The organism is Streptomyces sp. 142MFCol3.1, from assembly GCF_000424945.1.
Lineage (GTDB): Bacteria > Actinomycetota > Actinomycetes > Streptomycetales > Streptomycetaceae > Streptomyces > Streptomyces siamensis.
In genome coordinates this window covers 100410-122808 of the sequence record NZ_AUKV01000003.1, presented here as the reverse complement: position 1 = coordinate 122808, position 22399 = coordinate 100410, and the positions used below count along the sequence as shown (strand labels likewise).

Genomic DNA, 22399 nt, shown 5'->3' with positions numbered 1-22399 from the left:
CTCCTTAACTTTATCGCCCAGTCAGCCTCGCCGGGCGAGCCGGTGGGAGAACCGGCGCCGGCCGGTGACCCGCCCGTCGTTCCGCCCCTCGATCCGACGCCCTTGATCCGCTCTGATCCGTCGGCCGCCGACGAGGAGGCCGCTCCCGTCTCTCTCCCCGCGCCTCGTCTGAGGAGGACCCATGTCCGGTAGCCCCCCGCCGAGCGGCGGATTCGTCCGCCGCGTCGGCCTGTTCCAGGCCACGGCCATCAACATGAGTCAGATGTGCGGCATCGGGCCGTTCGTGACGATCCCGTTGATGGTCGCCGCGTTCGGCGGTCCGCAGGCGGTCATCGGGTTCGTCGCCGGAGCACTGCTGGCCCTGGCGGACGGTCTCGTCTGGGCCGAGCTGGGCGCCTCGATGCCCGGCTCCGGCGGCAGTTACGTCTATCTGCGCCAGGCCTTCCAGTACCGCACGGGCCGCCTGATGCCGTTCCTGTTCGTGTGGACGGCGATGCTCTTCATCCCGCTGATCATGTCCACAGGTGTGGTCGGCTTCGTCCAGTACCTGGGCTATCTGGCCCCCGGCATGGGGCAGACCACCGGTGACCTCGTCGGCCTGTGCGTCGTCGCGCTCGTCGTGCTCCTGCTGTGGCGGGGGATCGAGCACATCGCCCGGATCACCGCCGTCATGTGGGCCGTGATGATCACCTCGGTGGTCCTGGTGATCCTCGCCGCGGCCACCGACTTCAGCGCGCACCTCGCGTTCACCTACCCGGCCCACGCCTTCGAACTGACCAGCAGTCACTTCTGGCTCGGCTTCGCCGCGGGCCTGACCATCGGCATCTACGACTACCTGGGCTACAACACGACCGCGTACATGGGCGCCGAGATCAAGGACCCGGGCCGCGTCCTGCCGCGCTCGATCGTCTTCTCGATCCTCGGCATCATGGCGATCTACCTGCTGCTCCAGATCGGCACGCTGGGTGTCATCGACTGGCACCGGATGACCGACCCCTCAGACATCGCCTCCACGTCCGTGGCCTCGGCGGTGCTGGAGAAGACCTGGGGCAAGGGCGCCGCCGACACGGTCACCGTCCTCATCCTCGTCACGGCGTTCGCCTCGGTCTTCACCGGACTGCTCGGCGGCTCGCGCGTGCCCTACGACGCCGCCCGCGACGGGGTGTTCTTCCGCCCCTACGCCAAGCTGCACCGCGAGCACCGCTTCCCGATGCTCGGCCTCGCGACCATGGGCGTCGTCACCGCGATCGGCTTCCTCTTCGGCCGGCACACGGACCTGGCCACCCTCATCCAGTTGCTGACCACGGTGATGGTGATCGTCCAGGCGCTGGCCCAGGTGGTCGCCCTCTCGGTGCTGCGCAAGCGGCAGCCCGACCTGCGCCGGCCGTACCGGATGTGGCTCTATCCGGTGCCGAGTTTCGTCGCTCTCGTGGGCTGGCTCACCATCTACGGCTACGCGGACAAGAACTCGCCGGGCCGCCACCCGATCGAATGGTCCCTGGCCTGGGTGGCGCTGGGCTGTGTCGCGTTCGTCGTGTGGGCGCGACGGGAGAAGGTGTGGCCCTTCGGCCCGAAGGAGACCAGCGAGGAGTACCTGGCCGCGCCCGCACCCGACGCGGAACCCGCCGGCGCGTGACCCGCGGCGTGTCTGCCGTCGTGCGATCCAGGGTGCCTGTGGGCGCGTGACGCAAGGCGCGCCTGTCGGTGCGTGAAGAAGGGCGCGCCCGTCGGCATGTGACGCACGGGGGCCGTCGGAGCGAGAGCCGCGACGGTCCCCGTCACCGCGGTGCCTGCGTTCACCCTCGGCCTCTCGGCGAGCCCGCTCCCTCGCGGGTGAGGCCCTCGGGTCCTCTCGGCTGCCGGGACCCGGGGCGCGCGTCGCGGACCGGATCAGGAGCTCGCGTTCCCGGAGGTGTCGCTCGCGTCGTGGCTCCAGGTCCTCAGGACGACCTCGCGTCCCTTGGCCTCCCGGACCACGGGCCGGTCGTTCGTCAGCGAGAAGCCGGCCGCCCTGGCGACGCCCTCGCTCGCCGTGTTCCCGTTCTCGATGCACAGCACCACGCGCCGCGGCCCGACCCGGCGTCCGGCGAAGTCCACCGCGAGTCGCACCGCACGAGTCGCGATGCCCCTGCCGCGGTGGGCGGGCCCCACCCCGTAGGCGAGTTCGAGGTCCCGCTCGTCGACCGCGTTGCGGAACAGCAGGATCTCGCCCTGCGCCGGCCCGCCGTCTGTCGTGATGGCGAGCTGCACCGTCCGCCCCTCGACACCCTTCTGCTCGGCGGCGGCCAGATAGGCGCTCGCGGCCACCGCGTCGAAAGGTGACGGGACCGGCGTCCACCGGTCGATCTCGGGATCGTCGTAGATCGCGACGAGGTCCGCCACGTCGTCGTCGGACCATTCGCGCAGCTGAAGCCCCAGCCCGTCGATCAGCAGCGGCCTGGGGAAGTCGAAGGCAGGTCGGTTGTCCATCGGGTGATCGTGCCGCGCCGGGCGGGGCGCAGCCAAGAGACCTCGCGCGGCGGCGGTGCTCCGGATGTCGCACACCGTGGTCAGGAGGCTGCCCGCAGGGCGGGCGAATCAGGACGCAGATTGACATGCAAGTGATTGCCTGCGTAACGTTGAGTGTGCGATCAGAGAGGGACTCCGGAATGGATCAGGTCTTCAAGGCGCTGGCCGACGGGACCCGGCGGCGACTGCTCGACCGGCTCCACGAGCACAGCGGTCAGACGCTCGGGGAGCTGTGCGAGCACATCGACATGACGCGTCAGTCGGTGACGCAGCACCTCGCCGTCCTGGAGGCCGCCAACCTCGTCAGCACCGTGCGGCGGGGGCGGGAGAAGCTCCACTACCTCAATCCGGTGCCGCTCCACGACATCCAGGAGCGGTGGATCGACAAGTTCGAGCGCCCGCGCCTTAGCGCACTGAGCGCCCTCAGACGAAAGGCCGAGGAAGCCATGACCGACAAGCCCGACTTCGTGTACGTCATCTACATCCGGAGCACGCCGGAGAAGGTCTGGGAAGCACTCACCGATGCCGACCTGACCGCCCGGTACTGGGGCCACAGCAACGTCTCGGACTGGCGGCGGGGATCCCGCTGGGAACACCGCCGCACCGACGGCTCAGGGGTCGCCGACGTGATCGGCACCGTTGTGGAGAGCGACCGCCCGACACGCCTCGTGACCACCTGGGCCGCACCCGAGGACGAGGGCGACGCGGACCGGTACTCCCGGGTCACCTTCGACATCCAGCCGCACGCCGACATCGTGCGGCTCACGGTGACCCACGAGGACCTCGCCGACGAGTCCGAGCTGCGCGACGCCGCCTCGGGCTGGGCGGCGGTGCTGTCCAACCTCAAGTCCCTGCTGGAGACCGGCAGTCCGCTGCCGCAGGAGCCGTGGCTGGTGCCCGGCCGCTGACCGGCGCGGACGCGGAGGGGCCGGCCCGCGCGGTGCGGGCCGGCCCGCGATCGTCCGTGGTCGACCTCCGTTCCTGTCCCGTCGCCGGGTCGCGTCCGGGAACGTGGCGTCGTCGGGTCATGCCCGGGAGGGTGCCGTCGCCGGGGCGAGCCCGGGATCGCGCAACTGCCGGGTCACGCCCTGGTGCTTCTGGTGGCCGTCGCGGCGCACACGGCGCCCAGCACCACGGCCAGCGCGCCCATGATGATGCTGTTGATGACCACTCCGGCGTCCGGGCTGGTGCCGACCACCCACGGGGAGATGATCAGCCATGCGCCCATCGCGCAGATGGCCCAGCTCAGGCCGTACATCCTTTCCGGCACCATGGTGAACCCGAGGGCCAGCGCGGCGATCGCGATCCCCAGGATCAGGTTGTGGGCCGCCAGCGCCGGCTGGTTCGTCGTGTAGTGGAGTATCCACGGGGACACCGCGCAGTACAGGCCGAGCAGGAACACCGGCCCGTCCACGAGCGCCACATCGCGACCACCGAGTACGCGGTCGTACCGAGCCCGCATTTCGGATACGTCGGGGTGGCTGGTGATGTCACCCCTGGTATGCGAGACGTTGGCCATGACTCGTCTCCTTCGATCTCTCTCGATCTCCGCGGCCCGACCGCGTCCGGTGCACATGCGGTAAGTGCCGCTTATGCCCATTCTGCGCTTATTTTCTCTTTATGTGTAGAGCTCGCGGGTCGGAAGGTCGTGAGTGATGCCCTCGGTCCCCTCCTCGGGCGGGGAGGGGGCCCGTCTCAGGGGGCGATGAGCAGGCGCGCGACGGCGCGTCGGGCCCGCGTGGGCGCCTGCGGATCGCGGTGCAGCTGGATCGACTGGTTCGCGGCCAGGGCCACGCCGTTGAGCTCGAAGGCGAGCTGCTCCACATCGGTGCGCTCGGGCAGTTCGCGGTTCTCGACCGCCGTGTCCAGTTCCGCCTTCACATACGCCGACCAGGCGTCGAGCGCGTCGAGTACGCGGTCGCGGACCGCGCCGGGGCGGCCGTCGTACTCGACGGCCGCCGAGGTGAGGAAGCAGCCCCCGTGTCCCTCGTCCTGTGACATGTAGTCGATCCACTCGTCGAAGGCGCGCGTCAGTCGCTCCGTGCCGGGCCGTGCGCCGCGGGCGCGGGCCGGAACCCGCAGCCGGAAGCGCTCCGTCGCGGCGTCCAGCACGGCGAGCTGGAGGCCCTCCTTGCTGCCGAAGTGGCCGATTACGCCCGCCTTGCTCATCTCCAGCTCGGTCGCGAGGTGCCCGATGGTGAGGCCTTCGAGCCCTTCGGCCGAGGCCAGGGCCAAGGCGCTCTCGATGATCCGGTCACGGGTGGCGGCTGTCTCGGCGACGGACTTGCGCGGGCTCATGGGATCACTTTAACCTAACGACCGTTCGCTATTAGCTTACGACCGTTCGTTATCCAATTCTTGTCGCCCCGTGACGCCCGCGGCGTCCCGACGCCGTTCGTGCAAGACCGTGTCCAGGGCGGCCGAAAGGACTCATCGTGAAGGTCCACCACTTGAACTGCGGCTCCATGCGGACGATCGACACCGACGACGGGAGCCTGCCCGCGGTGTGCCACTGCCTGCTCGTCGAAACCGACCGCGACGGTCTCGTCCTGGTCGACACCGGCATCGGCACCGCCGACGTGGCGCGGCCCGAGGAGAATCTCGGCGCCGACTTCCTCGGCCGCGCCCAGCCCGTCCTGGACCCCGCCGAGACCGCGGTCCGCCAGGTCGCCGCGCTCGGCTTCCGCCCCGAGGACGTCCGGCACATCGTGCTCAGCCATCTCGACCTCGACCACGCGGGCGGCCTGCCCGACTTCCCCTGGGCGAAAGTCCACCTCTCCGAGGACGAACACCGGGCGGCCATGGCGGCGCCCGGCACGCACCCCGAGGACCGCGTCCGCTACCGCCCGGCCCAGTGGGCCCACCGGCCGCACTGGGTGACGTACGCGCAGACCTCGGGCGACCCCTGGTTCGGATTCGACGCGGTGCGGCCGCTGGCCGGACTGGACGCGGACATCATCCTCGTGCCGCTCGGCGGTCACACTCGCGGCCACTGCGCGATCGCCGTGGAGGGCGCCGGCCGCCGGCTCCTGCACTGCGGCGACGCGTACTACTTCCACCGCGAGATCGACCCCGACGCCCCGCAGGGGCACCCCGGCATGGACATCCTCCAGCAGATCACCGAGGTGGACCGGCCGCTGCGTCTCGCCAACCACGCCCGGCTCCGCGAACTGGTACGGCTGCACGGCGACGAGGTCGACGTCTTCAGCGCCCACGATCCCTGGGAACTGGCCCGCCGCACGGGCTGACGGCGACGTCCGTCGCCCGGCTCGTCGTCATCCCGTCGGAAGAAGGTCGCGTTCGGGCAATCCGAAAGTGCCGTAGCTCCGGAACAAGGGGTGAACGTTGATCGGAGCCGGGGAGGACACAGTGCGGCGAGCGTCGGAGAACGACCCTGACGTGGGCGGCGGAAGCGCGGAGCGGGGACGGCACGACATACGGCGACGTACGGCCGTGGTGGGTTCGGGCGTGGCCGGACTCACCGCCGCCCACGTACTGAGCCGGGTACGACGCGTGGCCCTCTACGAGGCGGACGACCGGCTCGGCGGCCACGCGCACACCCACGACCTCGTCTCGTCCGACGGGCGCGTGCACCGCGTCGACTCCGGCTTCATCGTGCACAACCGGCGCACGTACCCGAACCTGTTGCGGCTGCTGCGCGAACTCGACGTCGCCACCCAGGAATCCGAGATGAGCATGTCGGTGCGGTGCGAGGGGTGCGGCCTGGAGTACGCGGGCGCCCGCGGGCCCGCCGGGCTCCTCGCCCGCCCGCGCAGCGCACTGCACGGCTCCTACCTGCGCATGCTCGTCGAGGTGCCGGTCTTCCACCGGGCGGCCCGCCGCCTGCTCGCCGAGGGGACCGAGGGCGCCGGGGACACCCTCACCCTGGGCGGATTCCTGACCCGCGAGCGCTTCTCGCCCTACTTCGTCGGACACTTCATGACCCCGCTCGTGTCGGCGGTCTGGTCGTGCGACGCCACCACGGCGCTCGACTACCCGGCGGCGCATCTGTTCCGCTTCCTGGAGCACCACGGCATGCTCTCGATCGGCGACTCACAGGTCTGGCGCACGGTCACCGGCGGATCCCGCTCCTACGTCGACCGGCTGGCCAAACAGCTCGACACCGTGCACACCTCGGCCCCGGTCCGTGCGGTGCGCCGGCACGCCGACGGCGTCGAGATCACCACGGACGACGGCACCACCGCCTCGTACGACTCCGTCGTCGTCGCCGTCCATCCCGACCAGGCGCTGCGACTGCTCGCGGACCCGACCGAACGGGAGCGCGAGGTGCTCGGCGCCTTCCGCTACTCCCGCAACTCCACCCTCCTGCACACCGACACCACCCTGCTGCCGCGCGCCCGCCGCGCCCGCGCCTCCTGGAACTACCTGATGCCGTCCTGCGCCGCCGCCGCGGACCGGGTCCGGGTGAGCTACGACATGAACCGGCTCCAGCGCCTCGACGCCCCCGAGACGTACGTCGTCACCCTCGGCGGCGACGACCGCGTCGACCCGGATCGTGTTCTCGCGCGCATGGAGTACGAACACCCGGTCTTCACCCCGGAGTCCGTCGCCGCCCAACGGCAACTGCCCGCTCTGAACACCGCGGTGACCGCGTTCGCGGGCGCCTACCACGGCTGGGGCTTCCACGAGGACGGCTGCCGCTCCGGCGTGACCGCGGCCGCCGCGCTGGGGGTGGTCTGGTGATCCGGACCCCCGCGCTCTACCCGTGCACGGTCGTCCATGTCCGCACCGCGCCGATCCGCTACAGGCTGCGCCATCGCACCTACATGTGGCTGACGGATCCCGGACATCCCCCCGAACTCCCCTTCCCCCTGCGCCCGTTGGCCCGATTCGACCCCCGCGACCACTTCGACGGCGACCAGCCCACCATCCGCGCCGGCCTGGACCGCTTCCTCGCCGCCCACGGCATCGACCTGCACGGCGGGCCGGTGGCGATGCTCACCCACGCCCGCGTCCTCGGCCACGTCTTCAACCCGCTGACCCTGTACTGGTGTCACGACCCCGACAACACACCGCGCTGCGTGGTCGCCGAGGTCCACAACACCTACGGCGAACGGCACTGCTACCTGCTCCGCCCCGACGGCGACGGGATCGCGCACACGCGCAAGGAGTTCTACGTGTCGCCGTTCTTCCCCGTCGACGGCGACTACCGCATGCGCCTGCCCCCGCCCGGCCCGCGGCTCGATGTGACGGTCCGTCTGGAACGCGCCGGCGGAAGCCCCTTCACCGCGACGCTGCGCGGCACGCGACGCGAGGCGACGCCACGCGCGCTGTTCGGCCAGGCGCTTCGGCGCCCATGGTCCACCGTGGCCGTCTCGGCGGCGATCCGCCTCCACGGCATCCGGCTCTACCTGCGGGGACTGCCCATCCATCCCCGCCGCCACCGAGATCAGGAGAAAGCGACATGACGACAGCCGAGCCCCGTGCCCTCACCACGCGGCACGAGGACGCGGACCGTGGCGGCCACCCGGGCCCGGCGACGCCACCGGACGCCTCCCGGGCACGGATCGCACTGACGCGTGCCGTCCTGCGCGGAGCGCTCGGGCGCCTCCCGCTCCAGGTGCGGTGCGACGACGGGACGCGCCTGGGCACGGGTGGCCCCCGCGTCGAGATCCACGACACGGACGCCTTCCACCGCCGCATCGGCGTGCACGGCCTGGTCGGCTTCGGCGAGTCGTACATGGCGGGCGAATGGGACGCACCCGACCTGGTCGCGGCCCTCACCGTGCTCGCCGGCCACGCGGCCGACCTGATCCCGGCCCCGCTGCAACGGCTGCGCCGGCTGTGGGCCCTGAAGCAGCCCGACGCCCAGCGCAACACACCGGGCGGATCCCGCGACAACATCAGCCACCACTACGACCTGTCCAACGACCTGTTCGCCGTCTTCCTCGACGAGACCCTCACCTACTCCTCCGCCCTCTTCCGCGGCTTCCCCGCCACCTGGCCGACGCTGACCGCCGCACAACACCGCAAGATCGACCGGCTGCTGGACCTCGCGGGTGTCACCGACGGCACCCGGCTCCTGGAGATCGGCACCGGCTGGGGCGAGCTCGCCATACGCGCCGCCGCCCGCGGAGCCCACGTCACCACGCTCACCCTCTCCCACGAACAGCGCGACCTCGCCCTCGAACGCGTGGCACGGGCCGGCCTCACCGACCGGGTCGACATCCGGCTGTGCGACTACCGCGAGGCCGAGGGGACCTACGACGCCGTGGTGAGCGTCGAGATGATCGAGGCGGTGGGCGAGGAGTTCTGGCCCGTCTACTTCCGCACGCTCGACGAACGGCTCGCCCCCGGGGGCCGCGCCGCCCTCCAGGCCATCACCATGCCGCACGACCGGATGCTCGCCAGCCGGCACACCCACACCTGGATCCAGAAGTACATCTTCCCGGGCGGGCTGCTGCCCTCCGTCGAAGCCGTGGAGCAGACCGTCCGCGACCACACCCGGCTGCGCGTCACGAGCAGGGACGCCTACGGCGCGCACTACGCCGAGACACTCCGGCTGTGGCGCGAACGCTTCACCGCCCGAACCGACGACGTCGACGCACTCGGCTTCGACGAGACCTTTCGCCGCATGTGGACGTTCTACCTGGCGTACTCCGAAGCCGGATTCCGCTCCGGCTACCTCGACGTCCAGCACTACCTGCTCACCAAGGAGGACCTCTCCCGATGACTACCGTCCGCCCCGCCCACGAGGGCGCCGCCCACCGGCTGGCGGCGCTGGCCGAGGACGCGCTCGGCGGTCCGCTTCCCGTGCGGCTGCGCGCCTGGGACGGCAGCGAGGCCGGTCCCGCCGACGCGCCCCTGGTGGTCGTCCGCTCGCGGCGCGCCCTGCGCCGGCTGCTGTGGCAGCCCGGCGAACTGGGTTTGGCGCAGGCGTACGTGACCGGTGAGCTCGACATCGAGGGCGACCTCGCCGACGGGCTGCGCAGAATGTGGGGCGCCGTGCGCGAACGCGGAGTGCACCCGCCCCGCCTCACCCACGCCGACCGTGCGCGCGCGGCCGCCGCCGCCCTGCGCCTGGGAGTCGTGGGCCCGCCGCCCCCGGCACCCGCGTCCCAGGCACGGCTGCACGGAGGCCTGCACACCAAGGCCCGCGACCGGGCCGCCGTCAGCCATCACTACGACCTGTCGAACGAGTTCTACCGGCTCGTCCTCGACGAGACGATGGCCTACTCGTGCGGCTACTGGACCTCCGACGAACCCGGCTTCACACCGGCCGACGCCCAGCGGGCCAAACTGGAACTGATCTGCCGCAAGCTGGGCCTCGTCCCCGGCGCGCGCCTGCTCGACATCGGATGCGGCTGGGGCTCCCTGACCCTGTACGCGGCCGAACAGCACAAGGCGCAGGTCACCGCCGTCACCCTGGCCCGCGAACAGGCCGCGTACGTCCTTGAGCAGGTCCGCGAACGCGGCCTGGAGCACCGCGTGGACGTGGTGTGCCAGGACTACCGGGACATCGAGGGAGGCGCCTACGACGCCGTTGCCACCGTGGAGATGGGCGAACACGTCGGCGACGCCGAGTACCCGGCCTTCGCCGCCGCCCTGCGCCGGCTGGTCCGCCCCCAGGGCCGCGTCCTCGTCCAGCAGATGTCGCGAGGGACCACCGCTCCCGGCGGCGGCGCCTTCATCGAGGCGTTCATCGCCCCCGACATGCACATGCGTCCCCTCGGGCAGACCGTCGGCATGCTGGAGGACGCCGGACTCGAAGTACGGGCCGTGGAGTCGCTGCGCGAACACTACGTCCGCACGGTCGAGGCCTGGCACCACACGCTGGAGGACCGCTGGGGCGACGTCGTGCGGCTCGTCGGCGAGGAGACGGCCCGGGTGTGGCGGCTGTATCTGGTCGGCGGGGCCCTGGCGTTCGAGGAGCGCCGCATGGGCGTCGACCAGATCCTCGCCGTACGGCCCACGGCCCACGGACGCAGTGGACTGCCCGCGACCCCGCGGCCCTGGTACACGGGACCGGTCGAGCCGTGACCGGCTTCCCGTGGGGCGCCTTCGCCCAGAATCTGGCTCTCGCGGCAGGCGCCGCGCTCGCCGTCATGCTGGCCACCTTCGCCGTCGCCGTCCGCAAGGGCGTCCATCGCATCGTCGACATCGCCTGGGGGCTCGGCTTCACCGCCGTCGCCCTCGTGACGTTCGCCGCGTCCGGCGGCGCGGGCGACGACGGACGCCGGATCCTGGTGACCGCGCTGACCTCGGTGTGGGGGCTGCGGCTCGCCGTGCACATCGCGCGGCGGGGCCGCGGCCACGGCGAGGACCCCCGTTACGAGGCGATGCTGGCCAAGGCGCCGGGAAACCGCGACCTGTACGCGCTGTACAAGGTCTACCTGCTCCAGGGGGGCCTGGTGTGGCTGGTGTCGCTGCCCGTCCAGGCGGCCCAGTACGTGCCCGGACCGCTCACCGCGTTCGCCTGGGCCGGCACCGCGCTGTGGACGCTCGGCCTGTTCTTCGAGGCGGTGGGCGACGCCCAGCTGGCCCGGTTCAAGTCCGACCCGGCCAACCGGGGCCGGATCATGGACCAGGGGCTGTGGAGCTGGACGCGGCACCCCAACTACTTCGGGGACTTCTGCGTCTGGTGGGGTCTGTACCTGCTCGCCTGCGACTCGGGCGCGTCGGCGGCGGTGGCCGCCGTGTCCCCCCTGGTGATGAGCGCCCTGCTCATCAAGGGCAGCGGAAAGCCCATGCTCGAACGGCACATGGCCCAACGCCCGGGATTTGCCGAGTACGTCGCGAGGACCAGCGGATTCTTCCCCCTGCCGCCGAAGCGGCGCGGGACCGCGTCCACACCTCCGAGCTCGACCTGACAGGCCCCCTTCCGGCCGGCCACACCCCGCTGAGGGTGCGTCGCCCGCCGGAGGGGGCCCGACGGGCGACGCGGGGAAGACCGTCCCGCCCCCGGAGGCCGGAGGGGGACGGGACGGTCAGGCGGGGAAGTCCAGCAGCGCCACCGGCGCGGAGGTCGGCTCGGTCGAACCGCCCGCCGGTTCGACGGTGACGCCCAGACCGGACGCACTGTCCACGGGGCCGCGCATCAGTACCGCCTCGTCGGTGCGCCCCGGGTCCATCAGCCCGGCCGAGCGCATGCTGCCCCCGTCGTCGAACCACAGCTGATAGACCTTGCCGTCCGGCGGCGCCGCCATTCCCGAGACGATGAACACGGCCCGGTCCAGGCCCTTGGACACCACCACGGTGCCCGTCGCGCCGTCCGCCAGCTTCGCCGTCCGCGTCCGGGCGTCCGGGGCGGCCAGCACGGAGGCGAGCTCGTCGCCCTGCCGTTGCGACCGCCGCGCCCGGTCCTGTGCCTCCTCGGCGAGGTCGTGCTGCCACACCGCCACACCGCCGAACAGAGCCGCGGCGGCCAGGCAGGCGGCCGGCACCCAGCGCGACAGGCGGTGCGCGCGGGCCGCGAGACGGCCCGGCCGCGCGAGCGCAACCGTGCGGGGCGCCTCCTGCCGCACGGCAGTGACGCGCCGCAGGACCTCGGACTTGAGCCCGGGGGCGGGGGACACCGTGACCGCGAGGGCCAGCCGCGCGGCGGCGGCCCGCAGCTCCCTGACCTCCTGCGTGCAGGCGTCGCAGTCCGCGGAATGCGCCTCGAACCGCGCCCGCTCGTCGTCGTCGAGGGCGTGCAGCGCGTACGCGCCGGTCAGCGTGTGCAGATCGGCCGTCCTCACGCCGCCACCCCCAGGCAGTCGCGCAGGCGGATGAGACCGTCGCGCAGCCGGGTCTTGACCGTGCCGAGCGGCAGCGACAGCAACTCCGCCACCTCGCGGTACGTCAGCCCGCGGTAGTAGGCGAGCGTCACCGACTGCCGCTGAAGCTCCGTCAGGGTGCGCAGACAGCGCCGCACCTGCTCGTGCTCCAGGCGCGCCTCGACCTGCTCGGTCACCTCGTCGAACTCGGGCGTGCGGTCCAGCAGGGCGGCCCGCTGCTCCCGGGCGGCCGACGCCTCGACCGAGCGCACCCGGTCCACCGCCCGCTGATGGGCGAGGGTGAGGACCCAGTTCATCACCGAGCCGCGTTCGGGACGGTACCGGGCGGCCGTCCGCCACACTTCGACCAGCACTTCCTGGGTCACCTCCTCCGACTGGGCCCCGTCCCGCACCACCCTCCGCACGATCCCCAGGACCGGGCCCGCCACGACGTCGTAGAGCGCGGCGAAGGCCTCCGTGTCGCCACGGGCGACCTCGGCCATCAGATCCGGCAGATTCGGTTCCGCAGCCGGGTTCTTCCCGATCTCCACGGCTTCCTTCACGGGGTGGTCCTCCAGGACGGGCTAGCGCGACGGTACGTACGTGATCCGGAACAGGTACGCGGACGGATTGGCCGGATCGCGGCGAGGCTGCGACGAATTTCCCCGGCGGGCCGTGACAGGGGCTCGGACGCCGGGGACGTCCACGCGAGGGTGTGCACCGGAGCGCCCCCGCGGCGGTGGGCGGCGGCCGGACCGGTCTCGTCGCCCGCCACCAGGTCCGCAGCGATGGGCGCGTCCGCGATCAGGCCGGTCACGAGGACCGGTTCGGAGCGCGCCGGTACGGATGGCGGTGCCGTTGATCCGCGGGCGGGGGAGCAGGACCACCTCGCGGCGCCGCGCGTCGGGCGCGATCGGTGGGGCACCGCACGGCTCCGGGATCGGATCTGCGGTCATGTCCGGGGCTCCTCGGTCGTGCGGGTTCGGTCCCGGCCGCGGCCGGGACGGCCGGACCCGTCCGGCACGGGCCGTCGGGTGCGGACTGCTGCCCACCGGCACGTCCGGATCCCCATCGTGTGAAGCGCACGACCATGCCCACAACTCGCGTCGTTTCTGCGTCGTATAGTCGCCGCATGGGTGACCTGCCACCGGCGGACCGGCACGGACCGGCCGCACGACCCGCCGAGCCGGGACTCACCACGGGCGCCCTGGCGCGCCGCCTCGGGGTGTCGCCCACCACCCTGCGGTCCTGGGACCGGAGGTACGGCGTGGGACCGGCGGCGCGCTCCGGCGGGCACCATCGCCGCTGGACGCCGCAGGACGTGGCGATGCTCGAGGAGATGTGCCGGCTCACCTCGGCCGGTGTTCCGCCCGCCGAGGCGGCCCGGGCCGCCCTGGAGGGCGCTGACCGGTCACCGTCCGAGCACGACCGACCGCCGGCCGACCGCGCGGACACCGCCCGGCCGCGGTCACGGGCTCCCGGCGCCCTGCCGCTGGGGGACGCGCGCAAGGAGTGCAGGGGCCTCGCGCGCGCCGCGGTCCGGCTCGACGCACCCGCGGTGGACGACCAGTTGACCGGGCTCGTCACCGGGCACGGCCTCGTCGTGGCCTGGGAGGAGGTGATGGTGCCGACCCTGCACGCGGTCGGCCGCAAGTGGGAGTCCTCCGGGGACCGCTACGTGGAGGTCGAGCACCTGCTGTCCTGGCACATCTCCCGCGCGCTGCACCGCGCCACCGCCGAGGTCGTACCCGCAACGCCGGGCGTGGGCCCCGTGCTGCTGGCCTGCGTCCCGGGCGAACAGCACAGCCTGCCGCTGGAGGCACTCGACGCGAGCCTCACGGAACTCGGCCTGCCCACACGGATGTTCGGCGCGGCCGTCCCCACGGAGGCGCTCACCGCGGCCGTGCGGCGCCTCGGCCCGGTGGCGGTCGTGCTGTGGGCGCAGGCACGCTCCACGGCCGACCATCCGCTGGCCCGGCACGTCGCGAGCACCGGCTGGGGCGTCAAGGGCGCGCGGTCCCGGCCCACCGTCCTGCTCGGCGGGCCGGGCTGGGCGGGACGGCAGGTGCCGGGGACGCTCCGCCCGCAGGGACTGAGCGAGGCGCTGGCCACCCTCGCGAGCCTGTACGACTCCTTCGCCGCGCCCGGTGAGAACCGGTTGTTGCAGGTGCCCTGACACGGTTCCCCGGCGCCCTGCCGCCGGCCGCGCTCACCCCACCGTCGGGGAGGGGGACGGGGAGGCGGCGGCCGGCGGGGACGCCGGGGAGGACGGGGAGCCGCCCGCGGGCGGGGTGAGCACGACGGTCGGCTCGCCCGGCTGCGGCGCCGGGGGCGTCAGATTCTGCTGGGGCAGTTTCGGAGTGCTGGTCTCCTGGACCAGCACCTGGCCGAAGTTCACCAGTCCGGTCTTCTCCATCACCGTGATGTGGTCCAGCACGGTGTCGTTGGCCTGGTCCGCGAGTTGCCGTACCAGCGTGTTCCGGGTGGTGGCCCGGATCTTCGCGATGACCGGGAAGATCTGACCGTGCGTCACCCGCAGGATGTTGGCCAGGTCGGTGTCGAACTGCCTGCCGCTGTCGCCGCTCAGCGTCGCCACGAATCCCTGCTGCTGCGGGGACGGCTTGTTCGGCAGCGTGATGCCGAGCCGGGCGGCGACCTCGCGGCAGGTGGCGTCCAGCGCGGCGTGGCCCCTGACGAGGTGCTGACCCGCTGTCCTGACGGCCGGGACGGTGCCCTTCTGCAGGGCCAGTAGCCCGGAGGGGTACTCCCACAGGCCGGCCGCGCGCACCTTCACCACGAAGTCACGGTCGGCCTCGGTCAGCGGGCCCGCCGCCGTGTTCGCGATGACACGGCTCTGGTCGCCGGCCGTCGTCTGCAGGCCGAGCACCGCGGGATAGGCGAGCGCGGCCAGGGTCATGGTCAGCGCGCCGGTCACGAAGAGGGTTCCCACGTTCCGTGCGATGCGCATGAGGCCTCCTGGCCGGTGCGGCGGCCCGGAGCCGGACACCGCGGCCGGCCGTGTCGTGAACCGGTCCGGTGCGGACGGGTCCGGTACGAGTGGTTCGGTCGCCCACCAGTACGGCCGCCTGCGGAAAGGAATCCTCTACCCCTGGTAAAGACCGCCCCCCGGAACCGGTCAGAGGCGGCCCCGGGCGTTCTTGAACCGGGCGAGTCCCTCGGCGAGTTCCACCACCGGGTCCGGATAGTCGCAGGCGGCCCGCTCCAGGCCCCGCAGCTTCCACGGTTCGTGCACGGAGGCGTCCGTGAGGCCCTCCAGCTCCGGTACCCAGCGGCGTACGTAGATGCCGTCGGGGTCGTAGCGCTTGCCCTGCACCACCGGGTTGAGGACCCGGTTGGGGCGGGTGTCCGTGCCCGTCCCGGCCATCCACTGCCAGTTGAGCTGGTTGTTCGCGACGTCACCGTCGACCAGCAGCTCCAGGAAGTACCGCGCGCCGACCCGCCAGTCCACGTACAGCGTCTTGGTGAGGAAACTCGCGGTCAGCAGGCGCCCGCGATTGTGCATCCAGCCCTCGTGCCGCAGTTGGCGCATCGCCGCGTCGACCACCGGGTAGCCGGTGCGGCCCTGCTTCCACGCCTCGATGTCCTGCTCGGCGCGCGCCCCGGACCGCCAACGGTCGTGCTGCGTACGGTAGTCCGCGTCCGAGGCCGCCGGACGGGCGGCCAGCACCTGGTGGTGGAAGTCCCGCCAGGCGACCTGGCGCACGAAGGCCGCGGCGCCGGGGCCGCCCGCCGCACGTGCCCGGTGGACGAGCTCCACCGGCGAGAGCGTGCCGAAGTGCAGGTGGGGGGAGAGCCGCGAGGTGGCGTCACCGGCCAGGTCGTCATGGCGGTCGTCGTACGAGCCGATGCCCTCGCGCAGCCACGCCGTCAGGCGTCGCCGGCCCTCGCCCTCGCCGCCCGCGGCCAGCCCTTGCGACACCCCGGCGACCTTCCCGCGGGCGGGCACCTCCTCGGAACCGACGCCGTCCGGCACCCGGACCACCCGGGGCGCGCCCAGAGCCTCCCGCAGATGCTGCTGCGACCAGTGACGGTAGTACGGCGTGAAGACGGCGAAGTGGTCGGAGGCGGCCGGGGTGACGGCACCGGGAGCGACCGCGGTGACCACCGTGTCGTGGACGTGCAGACGGCATCCCTCCGCCTCCAGGGCGGCGCGCAGCCGCTCCTCCCTCCGCTGGGCGTACGCGCTGACTCCGGCGGCCATGTGCACCTCGTCGGCGTCCGCCTCGGCGACCACCGCGCACACCTGATCGACGGCCTCGCCCGACCGCACCACCAGACGGCCGCCGCGCTCGCGCAGCCCCCTGTCGAGGTCGGCCAGACAGTCCGCGAGGAACGCCGCCCGGTTGGGAGCGGTGAACCCGGACGCGGCGATGCCCTCGTCGCGCACGAACAGCGGCACCACGGCGGTCGAGCCGTCGAGGGCCGCCCGCAGCGGCGGGTGGTCGTGCAGCCGCAGGTCCGAGGTGAACAGGACGATGGAGAGGGTCATGGCGTGGCTCCGAGTGGGGGCTGCGGGGGTTTTGGCGTCCACCTGCTTCGGTCCGGGCTACGTCCTCGGATGCGGCCGTCAACGTGACGTCGCGCTGTGCCCCCTGCGCGAGCAAGACTCCTTGGCCGCCGTCCTGGCGATGTTGCGGGCCATGCCGTTGAACACGACGGCGTGGAACGGCGACACGCTCCACCAGTACAACTGGCCGAGCAGTCCGTGCGGGTGGAACAGAGCACGCTGCCGGTACCGGGTGCGCCCGTCGTCGGTCACCTCCGAGTACATCTCCAGCCAGGCCAGGCCGGGCAGCCTCATCTCGGCGCGCAGCCGCAGCAGACGGCCCGGCACGATCTCCTCGACGCGCCAGAAGTCCAGTGAGTCGCCGACCCGCAGTCGCGTGGCGTCCCGCCGCCCGCGCCGCAGGCCCACACCGCCCACCAGCCGGTCCATCCAGCCGCGCACCGCCCAGGCGAGCGGGAAGGAGTACCAGCCGTTGTCGCCGCCGATCCCCTCGATGACCTTCCACAGCGCTTCGGGCGGTGCGTCCACGATCAGTTCGCGTTCGTCGGTGAAGAGGCTGCCGCCGGCCCAGTCGGGGTCGGTGGGCAGCGGGTCGCTGGGCGCACCGGGGTAGGAGGCCGACGACCACCGGGTGGTGACCTGGGCGTCCTGCACGCGTTGCAGGGCCAGTGCCACCGCCTCGTCGAAGCCGATCGGCCGGCCCGGCGGATCGGGCACGTAACGGGTGATGTCGTGCTCGTGGCACACGACCTCGTGCCGCAGCGACTCGGTGAGCGGACGCGCGATGGACGCGGGCACCGGGGTGACCAGTCCCACCCAGTGACTGGAGAGTCCGGGAGTGAGTACCGGCACGGCAAGGATGATCCTGCGGGGGAGCCCGGCAACGGCCGCGTACCGCCGCATCATGTCCCGGTACGTCAGGACGTCCGGGCCGCCGATGTCGAAGGCACGGTTGACGTCCGAGGGCATCCGGGCGCTGCCGACGAGGGTGCGCAGCACGTCCCGTACGGCCATGGGCTGGATGCGGGTGTGCACCCAGCTCGGCGTGACCATGATGGGCAGCCGTTCCGTCAGGTAGCGCAGCATCTCGAAGGAGGCCGAACCGGAGCCGATGATCACCGCCGCCCGCAGCACCGTGGTCGGCACCCCCGATTCCAGCAGGATGCGGCCGACCTCGGCCCGGGACCTGAGGTGCGGGGAGAGCTCCTCCTCCGGCACCCCCGGCGGCGTGAGGCCGCCGAGGTAGACCAGGCGGCGCACTCCGGCCGCACGCGCCTGCTCCGCGAAGATCAGGGCCGCCTTGCGGTCGGTGTCCTCGAAGTCCCCGCTCGAACCGATGGCGTGCACGAGGTAGTACGCGACGTCGATGCCGCGCATCGCCTCGGCGACGGAGCTGGCGTTCGTGACGTCGCCGCGCATGACGTCCACGTCGCTCGCCCAGGGGTGGTCGCGCAGCTTGTCGGGAGAGCGGGCCAGGCAGCGCACATGGTGCCCCTCGGCCAGCAGCTCGGGCACCAGTCGTCCGCCGATGTAGCCGGTGGCGCCCGTCACCAGGCAGTTCAGCCCGGTGCGGGCGTCGTCGTCGCTCATGGGGTCCCTCCGTCAGTCCGGCTCGCCGCCCCCCTTCCGCACTCTCCACCGATCTCTTCCACGCGAGCGGCACCGGCGGATGCGAACGGCGGATCTTCGCACGATCGATGGGACATGTCCGCGGAAAACGCGGGCAAGCGGAGGTCACGGGACTCGTCGGCCCGAGTCCGAGGCCACAGGTGGAGGTGTCTGCCGGTATGGGTACGAAGGTGCTGGAGCGATTTCCTGCCGGAGCCCCGCGCGGATCCTGGACCGCGGAGGAGTACGCGGCCCGGCGCCGCACCGAGGGCGTCCCCGCGACCGTGGTCATGGATCTGAAGACGGACGCGTTCCTCGTGGTCGTCCCCGCCGGGGACGAGGACTGACCTCGCCCGTGCGGGCACGGTGCGGGCTCAGCGGCCCCCTCCGTCGCCGACCGGTTCCAGCGACGCTGCCGATGTCGAGGCGTGCGGCTGTCCGTCGGCACGCCTTCCTGTCGAGGCGCTCCGCCCGGGGCGCCGGCGCCCTGGCCGCCGGCCGCCCGGCGGAGGTGACGAGCGGACGGGGTGGGATGGCCGTCGAAGATTTCTCCCGCTCCTCTCGTGGCGTGTGTCGATCCGGCGGTCTCCCGTTCGTGTAGTCAGGGAGAGACCACCGAGGAGGCCACACCATGAAGTACTACCTCTTGAGCGTCATGCAGCCGGTGGGCGAGCCGCCCGCGCCCGAGGCCCTGGAAGAGATCATGCACAACCTGGACGTCTTCCACGCGGAGCTGCGCGAGGCCGGTGCGTGGGTGTTCGCCGGCGGCCTGCACGGGCCGGAGACGGCCACCGTGCTGCGCGCCCGGGACGGCGACGTCCTGGTCACCGACGGCCCCTACACGGAGAGCAAGGAGTACCTGGGCGGGATCTGCCTGATCAAGGCACCCGACCTGGACGAGGCGCTCGCCTGGGGCCGCAAGGCGACGCTGGCGACCACGCTGCCCATCGAGGTACGGCCGTTCACGCACGAGGCCGAGGGCCGATGATCCGGCCGCGGCCGGGCGGGGCGGAGCGATCGCCACGACGGCTCGGCGGGACCGACGACCCCAGCGCCACGGGAGGGGCACGGGAGGGATGCGGTCGGCCGTCACCATGGGGCAGGGGGATCGTATGACCGTCAAGACGGGGGAGAGGCCCTGTGACGGCCACCGAGGCGGCGGAGATCACCGTCATCGCGGCGCAGGAGGGGATCCGGTGACCACGGCGGAGGAGGACGTATGACCGTCACCACGGCGGGGCGGCGCGCGTGACCGCCACCGCGGCGGAGATCGAAGCCGTGTTCCGCGCCGAGTACGGTCGCGCGGTCGCCGTCCTCATCCGCTTCCTCGGCGACATCGACCTCGCCGAGGAAGCGGTGCAGGACGCGTTCACCACGGCCCTGCGCAAGTGGCCGGAGACCGGCACTCCGGCGAGCCCCGCCGGGTGGATCATCACCACCGCCCGCAACCGAGCCGTCGACCGGCTGCGCCGGGAATCCACCCGGGACGCGCGGCACGCCGAGGCCGCCCGGCTGTACGCACCGGAGGCACCCGCCGAGGAGGGACGCGTGCGCGACGACCGGCTCCGCCTGATCTTCACCTGCTGTCATCCCGCGCTCGCCACCCAGGCCCAGGTGGCGCTCACCCTGAGACTCCTGGGCGGTCTGACCACCCCGCAGATCGCGCGCGCCTTCCTGGTCCCCGAGCCCACCATGGCGCAGCGGCTGGTCCGGGCGAAGGCGAAGATCCGCGACGCGGGCATCCCGTACCGGGTCCCGCGCGACGCCGACCTCCCGGAGCGAGTCAAGGGAGTGCTCGCCGTCGTCTACCTGATCTACAACGAGGGCTACGGCGGCCGGGAGGATCTCTGCGCGGAGGCCGTCCGCCTGGCGCGACTGCTCGTCGAGCTCATGCCGGACGAGCCCGAGGCGCTCGGCCTGCTCGCACTGGTCCTGCTCATCGAGTCGCGCCGGCCCGCCCGCGCGGCAGCGGACGGCGACCTGGTCCTTCTCGCCGACCAGGACCGCTCCCTGTGGGACCGGGGCCTGATCGCCGAGGGCCAGGCCCTGGTGCGGCGCTGTCTGCGCCTGAACCGGCCGGGCCCGTACCAGATCCAGGCCGCGGTCAACGCCGTGCACAGCGACGCTCCCACCGCCGACGCCACGGACTGGGGCCAGATCCTCCGCCTCTACGACCAGCTGACGGTCGTCGCGCCCGGTCCGGTGGTCGCCCTCAATCGCGCCGTCGCGGTGGCGGAGACCGACGGCCCGGCGGCGGCCCTCACGATCGTCGACGCACTCGACCTGGACGGCTACCACGCCCACCACGCCGTACGGGCCGAGCTGCTGCGCCGGCTGGGCCGCACGGCGGAAGCCGCGCGGGCCTACGAGGCGGCCCTCGCGCTCACCCCGAACGACGCCGAGCGAGCACACCTCGAACGCCGCCGCCGGGCCCTGCCGGACGCGTAGCCGGGCTCGCCGTCCACCGGCGATCACGGCCGTGCTCGGCTGAGCCGAAACGACGGTCCGCGCCGGTGAACTCCGGTGCGGGGCACCGTACTTCGGGGTCGGTCACAGCACCTCGGTCTCCGCCCGGCCCGCCTCGCCCCACAGCGTGTGGAAGCTGCCGTCGCGGTCGGTGCGCCGGTAGGTGTGGGCGCCGAAGTAGTCCCGCTGGCCCTGGGTGAGGGCGGCGGGGAGGCGATCGGCGCGCAGCGTGTCGTAGTACGACAGGGCGGCCGAGAACGCCGGCACCGGCACACCCCGGCGTGCGGCCGTCGCGATCACCTCACGCCAGGGGACCTGCGCATCCTTGATCTCGGCGGCGAAGCCCGCGTCCGAGAGCAGGCTGACCAGAGCGGGGTCGACGGCGTAGGCGGCGCGGACCCGGTCCAGGAAGGCGGCCCGGATGATGCAGCCGCCGCGCCAGATCTTCGCCACCTCGCCGAGGTCGATGTCCCAGCCGTATTCGTCGGCGGCGTCCAGGATCATCTTCCAGCCCTGGTCGTAGGCGATGAGCTTGGACGCGTACAGGGCGTGCTCGACCTGGCTGGTGAAGCGTTCCGCCTCGGTGGCGGACAGCTCCCAGTGGGTGCCGCCGGGCAGGTCCCGGTACGCGGCGCGCAGCCCGGACTGGCTGGAGGCGGCACGGGCGAACGTGGCCTGAGAGATCGCCGTGACCGGGGATCCCAGATCGAGCGCGGTCTGTACGGTCCAGCGGCCGGTGCCCTTCTGCCCGGCGGCGTCCACCACGACGTCCACGAACGGAGCGCCGCTCGAGGGATCGGTGTGGGCCAGCACCTCGGCGGTGATCTCGATCAGATACGAGTCGAGGCGGCCCTTGTTCCAGCGGCGGAAGATCTCCGCGATCTGCGCGGGTGTGTAGCCTCCGACGCGCCGGAGCAGGTCGTAGGCCTCGCCGATCAGCTGCATGTCGGCGTACTCGATGCCGTTGTGGACCATCTTCACGAAGTGCCCGGCGCCGTCCGTGCCGATGTGGGTGGCACACGGCTCGCCGTCGACCTTGGCGCTGATCGACTCGAACATCGGGCCGAGTGAGGCGTACGACTCCGGTGACCCGCCGGGCATGATGCTCGGGCCGTTCAACGCGCCCTCCTCGCCGCCCGAGACGCCCGCCCCCACGAAGTGGATGCCACGCTCGCGCAGTGACTGCTCGCGGCGGCGGGTGTCGGCGAAGTGGGCGTTGCCACCGTCGATGATCATGTCGCCCGATTCGAGCAGCGGGGCGAACTCCTCGATGACGGCGTCGGTCGCCGCGCCCGCCTGCACCATGATCATGAGGCGGCGCGGGCGCTCCAGCGCGGCCACGAAGTCCTCCGCCGTCGCGGCCGCCACGAAGGCGCCCTCGTGCCCGAACTCCTCGGTCAGTGCCTTGGTCCGGGCGGGTGTGCGGTTGTGGACGGCGACGGTGTACCCGTGCCGGGCGAAGTTCCGGGCCAGATTGCGGCCCATCACCGCGAGCCCTGTGACACCGATCTGCGCGGTCGCCTTCATGGTGTGCTCCTTGTATCCGGATCTGCGTCCCCGCGTACCCGAC

General features: G+C 72.4%; 21 protein-coding genes. 12 read left to right on the top strand and 9 right to left on the bottom strand.

What is annotated here, in order from left to right; all coding sequences use genetic code 11:
- The first annotated feature begins 181 nt into the window (after positions 1-181).
- On the top strand, positions 182-1636 hold the full coding sequence (locus H305_RS0105180; RefSeq protein WP_028799479.1) for an APC family permease: 1455 nt from the start codon (positions 182-184) through the stop codon (positions 1634-1636).
- 254 nt (positions 1637-1890) lie between these two features.
- Here H305_RS0105180 and H305_RS0105175 read toward each other — a convergent pair whose 3' ends face one another.
- Complete coding sequence (locus H305_RS0105175) at positions 1891-2469, bottom strand: GNAT family N-acetyltransferase (RefSeq protein WP_028799478.1); 579 nt, start codon at positions 2467-2469, stop codon at positions 1891-1893.
- Between the two features lie 179 nt (positions 2470-2648).
- On the opposite strand from H305_RS0105175, the gene H305_RS0105170 reads away from it, so the two are divergent.
- The gene (locus tag H305_RS0105170) at positions 2649-3416 is read left to right on the top strand and encodes an ArsR/SmtB family transcription factor (RefSeq protein WP_028799477.1); all 768 of its coding nucleotides are present in this window, start codon (positions 2649-2651) and stop codon (positions 3414-3416) included.
- A gap of 173 nt (positions 3417-3589) precedes the next feature.
- On the opposite strand, the gene H305_RS0105165 is transcribed toward H305_RS0105170, so the two are convergent.
- Positions 3590-4027, bottom strand: a complete 438-nt coding sequence (locus tag H305_RS0105165) for an SPW repeat protein (RefSeq protein ID WP_028799476.1) — start codon at positions 4025-4027, stop codon at positions 3590-3592.
- Positions 4028-4203: 176 nt separating this feature from the next.
- Entirely contained in the window at positions 4204-4806 is a 603-nt protein-coding gene (locus H305_RS0105160) for a TetR/AcrR family transcriptional regulator (protein WP_028799475.1), read from the bottom strand.
- 137 nt (positions 4807-4943) lie between these two features.
- On the opposite strand from H305_RS0105160, the gene H305_RS0105155 reads away from it, so the two are divergent.
- The 6 genes from H305_RS0105155 to H305_RS0105130 all read left to right on the top strand — a co-directional run bounded on the left by H305_RS0105155 (position 4944) and on the right by H305_RS0105130 (position 11339).
- Complete coding sequence (locus H305_RS0105155; protein WP_028799474.1) at positions 4944-5756, top strand: MBL fold metallo-hydrolase; 813 nt, start codon at positions 4944-4946, stop codon at positions 5754-5756.
- A 187-nt stretch (positions 5757-5943) separates the two neighbouring features.
- On the top strand, positions 5944-7212 hold the full coding sequence (locus H305_RS0105150; protein ID WP_037762573.1) for an NAD(P)/FAD-dependent oxidoreductase: 1269 nt from the start codon (positions 5944-5946) through the stop codon (positions 7210-7212).
- On the top strand, positions 7209-7937 hold the full coding sequence (locus tag H305_RS0105145; RefSeq protein WP_199791343.1) for a DUF1365 domain-containing protein: 729 nt from the start codon (positions 7209-7211) through the stop codon (positions 7935-7937). The genes H305_RS0105150 and H305_RS0105145 overlap by 4 nt, the downstream gene beginning before the upstream one ends.
- Positions 7934-9202, top strand: coding sequence for an SAM-dependent methyltransferase (locus H305_RS0105140; RefSeq protein WP_028799472.1), 1269 nt, complete (start codon positions 7934-7936; stop codon positions 9200-9202). Before H305_RS0105145 ends, H305_RS0105140 begins: the two co-directional genes overlap by 4 nt.
- Positions 9199-10509, top strand: a complete 1311-nt coding sequence (locus H305_RS0105135) for an SAM-dependent methyltransferase (RefSeq protein ID WP_028799471.1) — start codon at positions 9199-9201, stop codon at positions 10507-10509. Before H305_RS0105140 ends, H305_RS0105135 begins: the two co-directional genes overlap by 4 nt.
- A complete protein-coding gene (locus H305_RS0105130; RefSeq protein ID WP_028799470.1) occupies positions 10506-11339 on the top strand; it encodes a DUF1295 domain-containing protein in 834 nt (277 codons plus the stop codon). The genes H305_RS0105135 and H305_RS0105130 overlap by 4 nt, the downstream gene beginning before the upstream one ends.
- A 117-nt stretch (positions 11340-11456) precedes the next feature.
- Here H305_RS0105130 and H305_RS0105125 read toward each other — a convergent pair whose 3' ends face one another.
- Positions 11457-12209: an anti-sigma factor gene (locus H305_RS0105125; protein ID WP_028799469.1), complete on the bottom strand. Its 753-nt coding sequence runs from the start codon at positions 12207-12209 to the stop codon at positions 11457-11459.
- Positions 12206-12790: a sigma-70 family RNA polymerase sigma factor gene (locus H305_RS0105120; RefSeq protein WP_028799468.1), complete on the bottom strand. Its 585-nt coding sequence runs from the start codon at positions 12788-12790 to the stop codon at positions 12206-12208. The genes H305_RS0105125 and H305_RS0105120 overlap by 4 nt, the downstream gene beginning before the upstream one ends.
- A 569-nt stretch (positions 12791-13359) precedes the next feature.
- On the opposite strand from H305_RS0105120, the gene H305_RS44520 reads away from it, so the two are divergent.
- Positions 13360-14403, top strand: a complete 1044-nt coding sequence (locus H305_RS44520) for a MerR family transcriptional regulator (RefSeq protein WP_037762490.1) — start codon at positions 13360-13362, stop codon at positions 14401-14403.
- Between the two features lie 33 nt (positions 14404-14436).
- On the opposite strand, the gene H305_RS0105110 is transcribed toward H305_RS44520, so the two are convergent.
- From H305_RS0105110 to H305_RS44515, 3 genes are all read right to left on the bottom strand, one after another.
- Entirely contained in the window at positions 14437-15195 is a 759-nt protein-coding gene (locus H305_RS0105110; protein ID WP_028799467.1) for a DUF4142 domain-containing protein, read from the bottom strand.
- A 168-nt stretch (positions 15196-15363) separates the two neighbouring features.
- A complete protein-coding gene (locus H305_RS0105105; protein ID WP_028799466.1) occupies positions 15364-16737 on the bottom strand; it encodes a cryptochrome/photolyase family protein in 1374 nt (457 codons plus the stop codon).
- A gap of 78 nt (positions 16738-16815) precedes the next feature.
- Positions 16816-18345, bottom strand: coding sequence for an SDR family oxidoreductase (locus H305_RS44515; protein ID WP_037762487.1), 1530 nt, complete (start codon positions 18343-18345; stop codon positions 16816-16818).
- 197 nt (positions 18346-18542) lie between these two features.
- Between H305_RS44515 and H305_RS53925 the strand changes: the two genes are divergently transcribed.
- From H305_RS53925 to H305_RS0105085, 3 genes are all read left to right on the top strand, one after another.
- Positions 18543-18710: a hypothetical protein gene (locus tag H305_RS53925; protein ID WP_179332286.1), complete on the top strand. Its 168-nt coding sequence runs from the start codon at positions 18543-18545 to the stop codon at positions 18708-18710.
- A 284-nt stretch (positions 18711-18994) separates the two neighbouring features.
- Positions 18995-19351: a YciI family protein gene (locus H305_RS0105090; protein WP_028799465.1), complete on the top strand. Its 357-nt coding sequence runs from the start codon at positions 18995-18997 to the stop codon at positions 19349-19351.
- Positions 19352-19611: 260 nt separating this feature from the next.
- Positions 19612-20811 carry an RNA polymerase sigma factor gene (locus tag H305_RS0105085; protein ID WP_028799464.1) on the top strand — a complete coding sequence of 400 codons (1200 nt, stop codon included), beginning with the start codon at positions 19612-19614 and terminating at the stop codon, positions 20809-20811.
- Between the two features lie 102 nt (positions 20812-20913).
- Here H305_RS0105085 and gndA read toward each other — a convergent pair whose 3' ends face one another.
- Positions 20914-22356: an NADP-dependent phosphogluconate dehydrogenase gene (gene gndA, locus H305_RS0105080; protein ID WP_028799463.1), complete on the bottom strand. Its 1443-nt coding sequence runs from the start codon at positions 22354-22356 to the stop codon at positions 20914-20916.
- Between the last annotated feature and the right edge of the window lie 43 nt (positions 22357-22399).